The 12884-nt window shown below is 65.0% G+C and carries 10 protein-coding genes; 3 read left to right on the forward strand and 7 right to left on the reverse strand.

All coding sequences use genetic code 11. From position 1 onward, the window contains the following. Positions 1-29 precede the first annotated feature (29 nt). The 3 genes from ACEZDG_RS26515 to ACEZDG_RS26525 form a co-directional block, all read right to left on the reverse strand. Positions 30-1514, reverse strand: a complete 1485-nt coding sequence (locus tag ACEZDG_RS26515; protein WP_380513881.1) for a hypothetical protein — start codon at positions 1512-1514, stop codon at positions 30-32. Then, positions 1511-3139 (reverse strand): hypothetical protein, encoded by a 1629-nt coding sequence (locus ACEZDG_RS26520; protein ID WP_380513882.1) that lies wholly within the window; start codon positions 3137-3139, stop codon positions 1511-1513. The genes ACEZDG_RS26515 and ACEZDG_RS26520 overlap by 4 nt, the downstream gene beginning before the upstream one ends. 81 nt (positions 3140-3220) lie before the next feature. Beyond that, on the reverse strand, positions 3221-5056 hold the full coding sequence (locus tag ACEZDG_RS26525; protein WP_380513884.1) for a Druantia anti-phage system protein DruA: 1836 nt from the start codon (positions 5054-5056) through the stop codon (positions 3221-3223). Positions 5057-5933: 877 nt separating this feature from the next. Here ACEZDG_RS26525 and ACEZDG_RS26530 point away from each other — a divergent pair. Further along, positions 5934-6281, forward strand: coding sequence for a hypothetical protein (locus tag ACEZDG_RS26530; RefSeq protein ID WP_380513886.1), 348 nt, complete (start codon positions 5934-5936; stop codon positions 6279-6281). Between the two features lie 324 nt (positions 6282-6605). Then, entirely contained in the window at positions 6606-7523 is a 918-nt protein-coding gene (locus ACEZDG_RS26535) for an ISAs1 family transposase (RefSeq protein ID WP_449341738.1), read from the forward strand. 622 nt (positions 7524-8145) lie between these two features. Here ACEZDG_RS26535 and ACEZDG_RS26540 read toward each other — a convergent pair. Genes ACEZDG_RS26540 through ACEZDG_RS26555 form a run of 4 tightly spaced genes read right to left on the reverse strand, consistent with a single transcriptional unit; the run spans position 8146 to position 12198 of the window. Beyond that, positions 8146-9111 carry a pirin family protein gene (locus ACEZDG_RS26540; protein WP_380513890.1) on the reverse strand — a complete coding sequence of 322 codons (966 nt, stop codon included), beginning with the start codon at positions 9109-9111 and terminating at the stop codon, positions 8146-8148. Positions 9112-9120: 9 nt separating this feature from the next. Continuing rightward, positions 9121-9849, reverse strand: a complete 729-nt coding sequence (locus ACEZDG_RS26545; RefSeq protein WP_380513892.1) for an HNH endonuclease — start codon at positions 9847-9849, stop codon at positions 9121-9123. Then, positions 9846-11219, reverse strand: a complete 1374-nt coding sequence (locus ACEZDG_RS26550) for an AAA family ATPase (RefSeq protein ID WP_380513894.1) — start codon at positions 11217-11219, stop codon at positions 9846-9848. The genes ACEZDG_RS26545 and ACEZDG_RS26550 overlap by 4 nt, the downstream gene beginning before the upstream one ends. 52 nt (positions 11220-11271) lie before the next feature. Beyond that, positions 11272-12198, reverse strand: a complete 927-nt coding sequence (locus ACEZDG_RS26555) for a hydrogen peroxide-inducible genes activator (protein WP_380513896.1) — start codon at positions 12196-12198, stop codon at positions 11272-11274. 128 nt (positions 12199-12326) lie between these two features. On the opposite strand from ACEZDG_RS26555, the gene ACEZDG_RS26560 reads away from it, so the two are divergent. Next, positions 12327-12881, forward strand: a complete 555-nt coding sequence (locus tag ACEZDG_RS26560) for a peroxiredoxin (RefSeq protein ID WP_380513898.1) — start codon at positions 12327-12329, stop codon at positions 12879-12881. Positions 12882-12884: the final 3 nt, after the last annotated feature.

Consider the following 12884-nt stretch of genomic DNA (forward strand, 5'->3'; position numbering starts at 1 on the left):
CGGCATCATCTCTCCGCTCTGAGAGTCCATCACGCAGTTTTCCAGATCTGAAGTGGATTGAGCACTTCTACGGTATTGTCGCTATACGCGCGGGCCAAGCCGATGCGTGTAAGCAAGACGGCAAGCGCATCTCTGTTCTCTTCGAGATCATATTCGGAAGCTCTCGGCGACATATGGCGAGCTTGGCTTGCCGGCCCAACGATGATTCCATATCGAGAGTGAAGGCGCGTGAGCCATTCGTTGTAGGGAAGACTCGCCTCGTCCTCTTCAACAGCCGCCAGAACCAAGGTGGTGGCGAGCGTCGCCTCGACACATAGGCGCTTGATCGTGCGTCCGCGCCTGGGTGCAAGAAATCCGCAACGCTTCGCGTGATGCTCAAACCAGTGAGAATAGCCCTGTGCCATGGTTGCGCGCAACATATCGAGTAGCGCTAGCGCAGCAGGTTCACTAAGGTCAAACTCACCCGACAATCCCACTGGAAGATACTGGGCCAGCATCTCCTTTGATTTCTCGATGACCTTCTGGCTCTTCTCGCTCCTCTTCTGCTGGGCTCCTCTTCCGTAGGGAATGGTGGACGCTAGGAAACTCTCAACAGTGGATCTGTCAGTAACTTCGGCGCCGAGTCGTTCGGAAACGGTTTTCTGCAGTCTCGATGCAACCCAAGTATCCATTGCCGCGTGCACGGACGGTAGCGACCCGCGTGCAGATGCGTCTCTGACAGTCTGAGCGTCCTGTGAGACTGCAACTAGCAATGGTGTATGAGCGCCATACATCATCAAGCTCGGCACTTGCGCATAAGCCAGGACGCAAACAAATTCCGCAGCGTTGGCCAAAACCTTGAGGGCATCAAGACTGTCAGCCGCCACCGAGCCAAGCTGCACAGTGCGCCGAAGCAACCCACCGAGATCATTTGCAAATTGATCAGTCTTCGCGTCGTGTGCCCATGGAACAGGCTCGACCTCGGGAATTGAAAATTGATCTATAGTGAGTTCGCCGACAAGGGCGGACTGGACAGCCCAATACGGGTTCGGCTGAGGGCTACACAGTCGCTCTGCCAAAGCCATTACTTCCGGCCCAGCGTGCGCATGGTGAAGCAATAGGGAAGCGCATAGGCGGCCCATTTGAGCACCCGTGCGATCAGTAGTAACAAAACCCGGATGCGCTACCTGGTAAGACTGCTCTGCCGTGAATACAGCACCATCGCTACCAAGAAGTTCCCGTAGAAGGTTCCTAAGGGACCCAAGTTCAAGAGGGTCGGCGGGAAGTACCAGCGGAATGTTTGAACGCTCAGCTGTACGACGCAGGATGCTATCGCTCGTCGCCCACGATCCAGATTTCTTGGAGATAAGTGCTTGTGCAAGCTTCGGTGCCCTTGGCCCTTCCAGGCTTTGCGCTAGCACGCCATTAAGAATATGAACCGGTTCGGCGTTAACTGTGGCAGTCGTAAATCCAAGCGTCGACGAAATGCTATCCTTGAACCATTCCGTCAAGTTCAACCCTGCGATGAATGTCACGAGGGAGCCACCTCAAACATTGGATTCGATCCGCCTCGCACAGTCATCCTTGTTGTCACCCCGGTCGAGTGGTCGACAGCTACGATCTCGGGGTCGAACCCAGGACTAACGGGTGCTTGACCAATGAACAGATCAAGTGCCGTATCCAGGGCCTCTTGTTCGCGGTCTGAATAGATTGAGCGAGGCTTCTTCAGTTGCAGCCATGATTGATAGTCGACTGCAAAGACTGCACCTCGCCCTCCCTTCCAGGAGAGCTCTACACGCGTCGGGCGAAATCCTGCATCCGAAATACCATGCGCTTCAGCGTGATAAGGGAGCATAACCTGTAGGTCGTCGGCCTTGGCAGTTTCACTCGCGGCAATGAGCGAAGGTCGGCTTATAGCTGTGAGCCGATGGTGTCGACTAAGGTAGAGTTGACGGCTTTCGTTAATTTTCAACCTATGGCCATTGATCATAAGGATCATCCGCTGCACGGCCCGCTGCCCCACAGAATCGGCCTCTTCGATCAGTTGCGCGTATTTCGGGATCTGCGACTGTCGATCAATCATCTTCTCGGCATCAATGCTCGGCGTGAGGAAAAACCACGCTCGCTTGGCGGATGCAAAGGCACCCAGGGCATCTGCAGGATGCGCACCATGCAGGTTTCTTGGGGTCAGCAAAGGAGTGCGCTCTGGAATCCCCAATCCACTGGCATCGCCTAGCCAGAGACGGCTGTCGACGTTGGCGTCGGCTGCCCTGATCGGGTCAAACTCCCGACCGATCGCCCTTCCGATCGCGCTCGAGCGTTCGAATACTCGCCCCCACCACCATCCCGGCAACTTGTCGACATCACGTGATCCCGTGGGGCACGTCCATCCGAAGAAAAGGTCCGACAAAAAGGTCCAGAGTTCTCGAGCGGTCAGCCGCATCCCAGATTGTCCAAGAAGCCGTAGCAGGAAGGTCAGCCGGCTGACCGCTTCTTCGGATTCAGAAAGAAGATCACGTCCTGCTGTCCTAGGGCATCTTTGGTCATCATGGCATGTGTCACATGGGACCACTGCGGGCAGCAAGCGAGCCAGGGCCTGAGCAACAAAGTCGGCATATACGAGTTGCCGACCTGCCAAGTTCAAAATAAGCACGCCCTCGGGGTCAGACTCGTCCTCCCCCCGCGCGCGCGCGTGAGCAACTCGACGAACTTCCTCGTAGAACCCCTGTCCCTGACGCGCTGCCAGTGAAGTGAGGGGTCCTTCGTTGAGCGTGATCACTAGTTGGGCACCTGCCGACTGGGCGGCTGCGGTCCAAGCAAGGATGGCCTCATCGTCAAGCGTTGCAGCATCACGGATGAAGAGACGATGCTCGCTGGTGAGAGGCTTGGGTCGTTGGTCGTCTGCCTCGACCTCCACGCGCTGGTTTCTAGCCAACTCTCCTGCTGTGACCACGAGATGACTCTTGCCATCACCGGCATTCCCAGTGATGACCACGTGCCACCCGTCGTCCAGGCGCTTAGCGACAAGATCCACGAGGGGATCCTCGACGTTGAGTTGGCGTCGGACCTCGGTGGACCACGAGTCCGCGTAGACCTCACCCCGTTTGAACAGGGCGGTAAGATCACTGGTCAGCTTTGTCCTGGTGATGACAGTCTCCACAACTCAGTGAGTACGGCAGGCGTCCTCAGGACACGCTACAGAACACCTCTGACAATGGAGGGGACCTTGGCCAAGATCGCTTCATAGGGCGAGCCTGAGTTGCTCGTTCTGCTCTGGCGCTGCACCAACCTCGCGGAGCAATCCTGACAGTTCATCGAGTAGATCAGGCGTCTGGTGTGCCAGTTGTGCCAGGGCGTGACGCCGAGGTCGGACCCATCGCTCCCACCATTCATTCGCCAGATCAGTCTCGCTAGCACCCACCACGTTGCTTGCTTCTGCCCAGCCCAGGAGAACAGCTCCTGGGTCCTCCACCAGCGGAAGAGCGTACAACGGTCGTCGTGTGTCATGCCGACGCAGATCGGGGAGGCCGAGCGACGACAGGGCCCTGCCGATGGCACGGAATCGAGCACTTGCCCCTTCTCCGAAGCTCCGTGTGATATGTGAGTAACCGTCAGCTGCCTCGTTGTACTTGTCAATGGCGTCAATGGTGTCGGTCGCGATGTGGAAGGAGCCAAAACCGCGGGTCTCCCCGATCCTGAGCCAGCGCCGGCCGCCGCTGGAGGCCCGGTTGTACTGGGAACTGTGTCCGGGGTAGAGACCACTCGTGAAGACAACGAGGGGGCCAGGATTGGGCAGCAGGGCCCGCACCTCAGGGCGGTACACAGTCGCCGCGATCTCCCCAAGAGGCCGGTCTCTGCCCCATGCTGATAGGACTACCTCGCTCCCCGCAACGGCCGCAGCCAGTTTGCCAAGACGGAAAGGACCGAACGGCGGCGCTGCCCCGCAGACACTCATCTCAAGCGCGACGAATCCCATATGGTAGTGCCAGATTTTGCGCAGTCCTGCATCTACAAGTTTGCGTGTGGCCGCACTCTCTCGAAGGAGTTTCACAGGAGCCTCTGCATCGATGCACGCGGCCAATCCGGCCAACCCGAGGCTGAGTTCGGCGGCCGTCTCCGCACGTTTCGTCTTCGCCAGAAGGTCACGGGCCTCTGCCCGCTTGCCGTTCTTGCGTGCATCGTTGTATGCCAGGCGGTAGGAAGCGGAGCGGAGTTGCAGGGCTGCTGCCTGCTGCTGCCCTCCCGCTAGGCCGAGTTCAGGCAAGCCCTCCGTGTTCACTGCCGCAAGAAGCGTGCGCAAGACCTTGCTCGTCGCGCGCAGTCGCTCGTTCTGGTCTTCGCCCGCCTCCAATCGGTCAATGTATCCGCCAGGGCCTCCATCACTGTTACGTGACGTCAAGCCAAGCCATGAATCTCGGCATCGAATCTCCGGCACGACGTTTCTGAACTGGGCAACACCGAGTGGCGTATCTGGAGTCTTTCGGTCCGTAATCAGGATCGACACTTCCCGCCCCGGAGCACTTGCGTCGGGCGTCATCGACCAGGTCGAGCGGACGGCACGCCAGAGCATTCTTTGCGTGCCGTGCTGGGCTACCGTGAGTTGGAGATCGGGGGCACCCTCGATAAGCGACTCAATTGAATTTTCCGGCCTATAGTCAAGACGGTTGACAATATCCAAGGTGCGATCGAGAGTTTTGCGATGGACAGGCTCCCTAAGTGCATTGGAGCGCGCCTGCCGATAAAGCAATCGTAGGGCCTGCCCACGCCCCGCTGTGCCGATATTGCGCGCTTCAAGCAAAGAAGCAACGAATACTTTTCCATCTTGACTCAGCGGATAGTAGCCGGAATCCACGTAGTCCCTGAGGATCAACAGAGTTGCACGAAACGCCTTGCCACTAGAAGTTTGATCTTCACAGCCTTCCGCAGCTTGCTTCAGGCGCTCCCTGACCTCAGTCTGCGGCAGGCCGCTCAGAGTGGTCGCCGCCTTGGCGAACTCAAGTGCGAATTCACCAAGCCTAGTCGGCTTGAACTCGATGAGCTTGTTTACTGGAATAAGCAATCCGTCGCGGTCACCCATGAGGACAGGGTAGCTGCTCAGAGTGTCTTTCGGGAGCCTTATGACACGATGAGTGTCTGCGGCGCTAACCGCGCCGGACACTGGCTTCTTGGCACTCCCAGACGCCTTCGCTGCCGCGTTCAGTGTGCTCCTCCGATCAGGGTGCTGCGGCCCGTTGCCGCAGGTTGAAGCGTACCGGCTAGACGCAGAAGCCTCAGACCATCACGCAGCCACACCTCCCACCAGCGCGGCGCGGCGATCCCAGGAGACTGAGCCGTCGGAGGCTCACTGGTCACGCAGTTTCGGTCCAGCGGCGTACGAGAGCCTCGTCATACACACTCCCCAAGGTGCTCCCGCACCTACGCAATCAGGTTCTTCGGTCGACGGGTTCAGCCTTGCTTGATGGCTGACCTGCAGCAGCACTCTCAGAGCGCAGGCGCACACACCGCCTTGACCTGCATGTTCCCTGAAGCGCCGCCCGCTATTGCGAGGCAGGCGCGAAGCAGCCCTCGCCACGCGAGGAGCAGGCACGGCAATCCACCCCACCCGTGGGCCTTGGACCGATTGCCGGCTCAGGGATCGGTTGTGCCGAACACTCGACCCCCTCCGGCGGACTCCTTGCCATGGCTACATGGTGATCAAGATGTTCCCCCCTGGGGATGGACTCTCTCGACCTGCGTCAATCTGTCCGTCTTTACCCCAGATCCAAATGGCTCTGATAGAATTCCGAGCATCTTGTTTTGCAGTATTTCCAAAGGTGAAGCAGATGGGTCCACGGGTCAATCTGCGACTTGGTAATCCCATAAGACAATGACCATGGTCAGAATACAGGAGAGCAGAGATGGTGCGACAGGCTCAGAGTGTTGTTAAGGCCAGCGGGGTCGGAGATTCAGTCCCCGTGATCGCAGAAAATGCCATCGGGCAGACGGTAGCAGAGTTTCGAGTATTCGGGATCAATAGCTTGAAAACACTCGTCGACCCTGCTGCTTTCGTTGGCAAACGCCTCAAGGGCATCGCGATTGAGAATCAAAACCTCTTGCTCTCATTTGAAACCATCACGTTGGAGGTCGACCTCCAGCGAACAGGCGGGACTACTTGGTTCTCGAAGGCTAGTGCCATCAGTTCGCCAGTGGGCCCGCGCCTTCCCACGGGACGTCTTCTTTTCGCCGATGGTGGCGCACTTGATTTCTCGGAACCGGCGAAGACGAAGCGGATCGCGTTCTGGATCAAGCAAATCGACAATTGACAAAGAATCCCATTCTATGTATTCAGATCTACTACTGGGAAGGCGATCTTCAAACAGGGCACCGATGCCGATCACGCTGAGCCCTGCGAAAGTATCTGACGATGGTGATGTGGTGTGGGGAGTTTTCTACTCCCGAGTGGCCGCGGATGTCTGTGGCCAGGTCGGCGGGGCTGGTCTGGTGGGCGTCGAGGCAGGGCTGATTCAAAGTCCTGGCCATGGGTGAACGTGCAGGTCGGGGGCGTGGAGTCGTGTCGGCCGTCACGTAAGCAACGGAGCTCCGGTTGACGGGGTGACCTGCCAAGTCGCCCGTGTCCCGGAACTCCGATGTGCCGTCAGTCTGCCACCGTCTGCCTGATCAAGTCGCCCGGCCGCGCCGAGCGTGAACTCCCGTGCATCACCGACCGGTTGTCTGCCTTGCCTGACCCGCGTGACCGGCGGGGACGCCGGCATCCGCTGGCCGCTGTGCTGCTGACCGCCGCGTGCGCGGTCCTGGCCGGCGCCCGCTCCTATCTCGCGATCGGTCAGTGGGCCCGCCACGCACCCCAGCACACCCTCGCCCGCCTCGGGTTGCGCCCGCACGGCGTGCTCGGGGTCCGCACCCCGCCCTCGACCTCCACGGTCCGCCGGGTCCTGCTCGCGATCTGCCACGGCGGACTGGCGGACCTGCTCGGAACCGACCCGACCGGCACCGACACCATCGCGGTGGACGGCAAGACCGCACGCGGCTCACGGACCCACACCACCCCGGCCGCCCACCTCCTGGCTGCCGTCACCGCCACGGGCCGGACCGTCACCCAGTTACGCGTCCCGGCCAAGACCAACGAGGTCACAGCCTTCCGGTACCTGCTCGCCCCGTTCGACCTCACGGGAGTGACGGTGACCGCCGACGCCGTGCACACCCAGCGCGACCACGCCCACCACCTCGTCGAGGACCGAGACGCCCACTATCTGCTGCTGGTCAAAGGCAACCAGCCCCGGCTGCATGCCGCCCTGCGGGCCCTGCACTGGCAGCGGGTCCGGGCCCGCTACGACCGCGAACACGGGCACGGGCGCCGCGAGACCCGGTCGCTGCGGGTGCTGACCGTCACCGACCTGGACCTGGACTTCCCGCACGTCGTCCAGGCCTCCCGGCGGCCGTGTCCGGTGCCCGAGGCGGTGTACTGGACGTCGATGTCGTGCCAGGGCAGGGCTGCGAACTGGTGGTGGGCGGTCGGCTGGTTGGTCTTGATCACGGCGATGTAGTAGGCCTTCTTGTCTTGGACCAGCCAGGAGATGTTCGCCTTGATCGAGTGCAGGGCGTCGAAGGTGACCACGGCGCCGGTCAGGTGCAGCGGCATCAGGAGCGGCCGGAAGTGCGTTGTCTCGTTGGCCTTCGTGCCGACCTCGGCCAGGGCGAGGGTGATTACGAGGCCGCGGGTGACGATGGAGAGCAGGTGCCAGCGTGTTGCGGTGAGCCGGGCCGAGCCCTTGAGCGCCGTGCCGTCGACGGCCATGACACGCCGTCGCCCGGTCGTGGCGGCCCCCCCGGCGGTGCGGTGCTGGTCGGCCAGGTAGGTGCCTACGGCCCGATCCAAAGCGAGGGCCGGCCAGCGGGTGCGACCGCTGGCCACTACCGTTGACGTCAAACTCGAACGCGAGTACATGCAGGCTGATGGGCCATCAGCTTTTTCTGATGACCAATCAGAAAAGTCAGCATTGAGTCAGCATTCGTTCTGGCACGCCAGGTCACACCTTGCTGCTCCCTGACAATCGACCACCCACGCAGGGCGAAGCAATCCAAGCACATCAGAGAGCCCTGGACGGGATTCCCGTCACCGTGCAGCGCCGCGCGCTTCCCTTTGGGGCCCCGCACAATACCTGCAGCTCAGCGGGTCCTTCCCCGGGCCTTCAGGGGCGCGGTCGGCAGTGTGGGAGCGGGGATCGACGGCCCGTCGTACCCGTGGACGGTGCCGAAGCGGTCGCCGTTCATCCACTCCTCGCGGGCCTGCCCGATCTCCTCACCGGTGCGGGCCACGAAGTTCCACCACATCACGATCTTCTCCTCGAACGGCTCGCCGCCGAGCAGCAGCAGGCTGCTGTCGACCCCGGCCCGCAGCGGCAACTCGCGGCGCCCGCAGCCCAGGTAGAGCATCGAGCCGCGCTCGACCGGGACCCCGTCCACCTCGGCGTCGCCGGACATGGAGAGCACCGCGTACTCGAAGTCGGGGTCGAGCGGGAGCCGGGCCGAGGAGCCGGCGGCCAGGGTCAGGTCGGCGCCGACCAGCGGGGAGTAGGCGCGGCCCGGGGAGCGGGCGCCGTCCAGCTCGCCCATGATCACGGTCGCGTGCAGGCCGGGGGCGGTGACTTCCGGCAGCTCGGGGTGGTGCTCGAAGTGCGGCTCGGTGTGCCGGTCCGCGCCGGGGAGCGCGACCCACAGCTGCGCGCCGTGCAGCTTCGGGCCGTGCTCCAGCGGCGACTGCTCGGCGTGGGCGATGGCCCGACCCGCCGTCATCAGCCCCAGCTCGCGCGGCCGTACCGTGGCCAGGCTGCCGAGGCTGTCCCGGTGGGTGACCTCGCCGTCGTGCAGCCAGCTGACGGTCTGCAGACCGGTGTGCGGATGCGGGGCGACCTGCATCCCCGGCGACCGCTCGATGTCGTCGGGGCCGTAGTGGTCGACGAAGCACCAGGCCCCGACCATCCGCCGGCCCAGGTTCGGCAGCAGCCGCCGCACCACGGTGCTCGTGCCGAGCGGCACCAGTTTCGGCGTCAGCAGCTCGTGCACCGGCCGCGCCGACACGTCCTCGCGCCCGCCGCACACCCGCGCCTGCGGCTCCGTCTCCAGGTTGCTCATGGCCGCACCCTAGCCGGAGCGGCCGGAAAGCGTTCGGAGGCTCTCCAACTCCCGCTGCCCGATCACGATCGCCGCCCCGGGCGAGTCCATGGTGGCGCGCATGGCGTGCAGCACGTCCGCGAACGGCTGGACCCGCAGCGAGGCCGCCACCGCGGCTGCCTCCGCGGCGTCCCCGGCACCGGCCCCGGGCCCGGTCAGGCTGTGCAGGTCGCGGAGCATCGACCGGCAGCGGACGAACGCCGCGGCCCGTCCGCGCTCCAGCTCCGGGCGGCCCAGGCCGAAGACGTCAATGGTCGCCTCCCCCTTGGCCGTTCGGTGCCGGTACTCCCCCGTGCCGAGCACCAGTCGCAGGTGCTCGGCCGGGTCCTCGCTGGTCGGGTCGACCAGCAGGCAGTGGCCGTCCGCGTCCACCGGGAAGCGGTCCCGCTTGTGGTTGCTGTTGCAGTGGGTACAGGCCAGCAGGTGGTTCACCCAGGCGAAGGCCTTCAGCGGGTCGCGCGCCAGCGGCTCGAAGTGGTCGATCGAGGAGCCCTGGCCGTCGCCGCAGTACATGCAGCGCTGGACGCCGGGGGCCATCGCCTCCAGTGCGGCCCGGAGCTGCCGCCGTATCCCGGCCGCGCTGGACCACTCCTGACGGGCCCGCGCGGTGGTGGCGCCGTCGCGGACCAGGGTGGCCGTGCGTGCCGCGAGCCGGCGCTCCACGGCCTGGTCCAGGCTGGGCCGCTGCAGCGGGATCACTCGGATCGCGCCAGTCGGGCGGCCACCTCGTCCACCCGGGCGCTGAGCGAGCTGTTGAGCTTCTGGCTCAGCGCCTCGTACTCCGCGAGTTCGGCGGCGGTCGCGTTCCCCTCCAGCACCCGCCCCTCCAGGTCGCCGATCCGGCGCCGACTCGCCTGCGCGTCGTCCGAGTACGGGCTCTCCAGGCCGAACAGCTCCGACAGCACCGCGTCGTCGCCGCTGCCGTAGACCACCCGCCGGTACAGGTCCTCGGAGACGACCTCCGGCGCGGCCTCCTCGTCGGGCCCGGCGAGCCGGACCAGGCCGCCGGGATCCGCGGCCTGGCAGATGTAGGGGCTGTGCGTGGTGACGATGAACTGGACGTTCGGGAAGCGGGTCTTCAGCCATCCCCCGATCCGCTGCTGCCAGCTGACGTGCAGATGGGCGTCCACCTCGTCGATCAGGACGACGCCGGGGGCGGACACCTCGACCCGGCCGTGGACGCTGCTCGTGGTCAGCGGCTCGCCGTACGGATGGGTCGCGAGCTTCCACAGGATGTGGACGACCAGCGCCACCGCCGACCGGAACCCGTCGCTCAGCTCCCACAGCGAGAACTGCCGACCGGAACGGACCACCCAGGGCCCGTCGGCGTCGACCCGGTCCACCTCGTAGTCGTCGGGCAGCAGCCCGTCCCCGAGCAGGGCGAGCACCGCGTCCAGCATCCGGCCGGCCTGCTCGTCGCCGGTGAGCTTGCGGTGGTGCTGCTCGATCAGCCAGCCCACCCCGTCGGTCAGGGTGGCGTCCTCGTTGAAGAGGCTCTCGACCGCGCTGCTGCCGCCGCCCGATCCGCGCCCGAGCTCATGGCCGAGCCTGCGGAAGGCCCCCACCGCGATGACCGGCGGCAGTTCCTCGATCTCGGAGTCCGGCTCCGGCAGGTCCACCCGGAGTCCGCCCGCCCCGGCGGTCGAGGCCTGGTGCCACGCGGCGGTCCACGACGGACGGCGGTGCACGGCCCTGGACCGCCTGTTGATCACCCGCTTCCAGGTGCAGGAGGCCACCAGCAGCGGAGCACCGGGGAACAGCGGCTCCTGGGCGGGGTCGGCGATCCCCTCCCGGCCGCCGAGCAGGCTCCCCGCCTCGTCCCCGCTGAGCTTCAGCGACACCGAGACCGAGGCGTTCCTGGCCGACGACCAGCCGGCCAGGTCGGCCGGTCGGGCCAGGCCGAGCCCGACCGCGGTCGCCCGCAGCAGACTGGTCTTGCCCGAGCCGTTGCGCCCCGCCAGCACCGTCCACCCGGCGTACGAACCGTCCGGGCGGGTGAGGTCGAGGTCCACGCTGCGCGCGCCGGAGAAGCCCTTGACGCCGGAGATCTCAATCCTGGAGATGTACACGGCCGGCCCCTCCTCAACGGTCGGTGCGGTCCAACCCCGGTGGGGCCCCACTCTAGTCAGTGATCCGCACCGGCAAGGGCCGCAGCGCCTCGCGGAGGGCCGTGGCGAGGCGGTGGTACTCGGGGGTGCGGGCGGAGGCGGGGCGGTGGCTGAGGCCGATCCGGCGGCCGGGGGCGGGGGCGGCGAAGCGGGCGACGGCGAGCTGGGGCGAGCGGCTGGTCTCGACGTCGAGCGCGGTGGCCGGGAGCAGGGTGACGCCGAGGCCGCCGGCCACCAGCTGGACCAGGGTGGGCAGGCCCGCCGCCCGGGTCCCGCCGGGGACCTCGCGGCAGAGGTCGAGCACCTGGTCGCGAAGGCAGTGCCCCTCCTCCAGCAGCAGGACCTCCAGGTCCAGCAGCATGTCGCGGGGCACGTCGGCGCGTCCGGCGAGCGGGTGGTCCGGCGGGGTGACCAGGACGAAGTCCTCATCGTAGAGCGGGATGTCGGCCGTCCCCCGGCCGCCGGGGAGGGCCAGCAGCAGCACGTCCAGCCGCCCGGAGCCGAGGCCGTCCAGCAGCTGCGGGGTGCGCTCCTCGTGGACGTTGAGCTCCAGCTCCGGGTAGCGGTCGCGGACCAGCCGGAACACCACCGGCAGCAGGTACGGGGCGACGGTGGGGATCACGCCGAGGTGCAGCGGCCCGGTGAAGGGCCGCCGGGAGGCCTCGACCTCGTCGGTGAGGGCGTGCAGCCCGGAGAGCACCCCGCGCGCGTGCTGGGCCACGCGCTCCCCCAGCGGGGTGATGATGACCTTCCGGGTGGTCCGCTCGACCAACTGCGCGTCCAGCGCCTCCTCCAGCGCGGCGACGGCGCCGGACAGGGCGGGCTGGCTCATCCCGATGGCCGCCGCGGCATCCCTGAAGTGCCGGTACTCGGCCACCGCGGCGAAGGCCCGGAGCTGGGACAGTGAGGGCAGGCGGGTCTTACTGATAGCCGACTCCAATCAACGGATCCGAGTGTAGCTATTTCTCTGATCAGTGCGCGCTGTGTCACCGTGGATCTTGACCGTGGGCGGGCGAACCCCGCGCAACACGGACGAAACCCTCTCCCCTCAGCCACGAAGGAGCGAACGTGCTCACCATCGGTGACAAGTTCCCCGACTACGACCTCAACGCCTGCGTCGACCTCGACCCGGACAAGGCGTTCGCCCCGGTCAACCACAAGTCCTACGAGGGCAAGTGGCGGATCGTCTTCTTCTGGCCGATGGACTTCACCTTTGTCTGCCCCACCGAGATCGCCGCGTTCGGCAAGCTGAACGAGGAGTTCGCCGACCGCGACGCGCAGATCCTGGGCGTCTCCGGCGACTCCGAGTACGTGCACCACGCCTGGCGCAAGGACCACAAGGACCTGCGCGACCTGCCCTTCCCGATGCTGGCCGACATCAAGCACGAGCTGATGCGCGACTGCGGCGTCGAGGCCGAGGACGGCACCGCCCAGCGCGCCGTGTTCATCGTGGACCCCAACAATGAGATCCAGTTCACCATGGTGACCGCGGGCTCCGTCGGCCGTAACCCCAAGGAGGTCCTGCGGGTCCTCGACGCGCTGCAGACCGACGAGCTGTGCCCGTGCAACTGGACCAAGGGCGAGAGCACGCTCGACCCGGTGGCCCTGCTGGCCGGTGAGTGACGG

The organism is Streptacidiphilus alkalitolerans (assembly GCF_042511045.1).
Taxonomy (GTDB): domain Bacteria; phylum Actinomycetota; class Actinomycetes; order Streptomycetales; family Streptomycetaceae; genus Streptacidiphilus; species Streptacidiphilus alkalitolerans.

Bases quoted from the DNA above. Each gene is read 5' to 3' on its own strand.
- ACEZDG_RS26525 (WP_380513884.1), bottom strand. From the start codon at position 5,056: ATGGGTGACCGCGACGGATTGCTTATTCCAGTAAACAAGCTCATCGAG.
- ACEZDG_RS26535 (WP_449341738.1), top strand. From the start codon at position 6,606: ATGTGCCGTCAGTCTGCCACCGTCTGCCTGATCAAGTCGCCCGGCCGC.
- ACEZDG_RS26540 (WP_380513890.1), bottom strand. From the start codon at position 9,111: ATGAGCAACCTGGAGACGGAGCCGCAGGCGCGGGTGTGCGGCGGGCGC.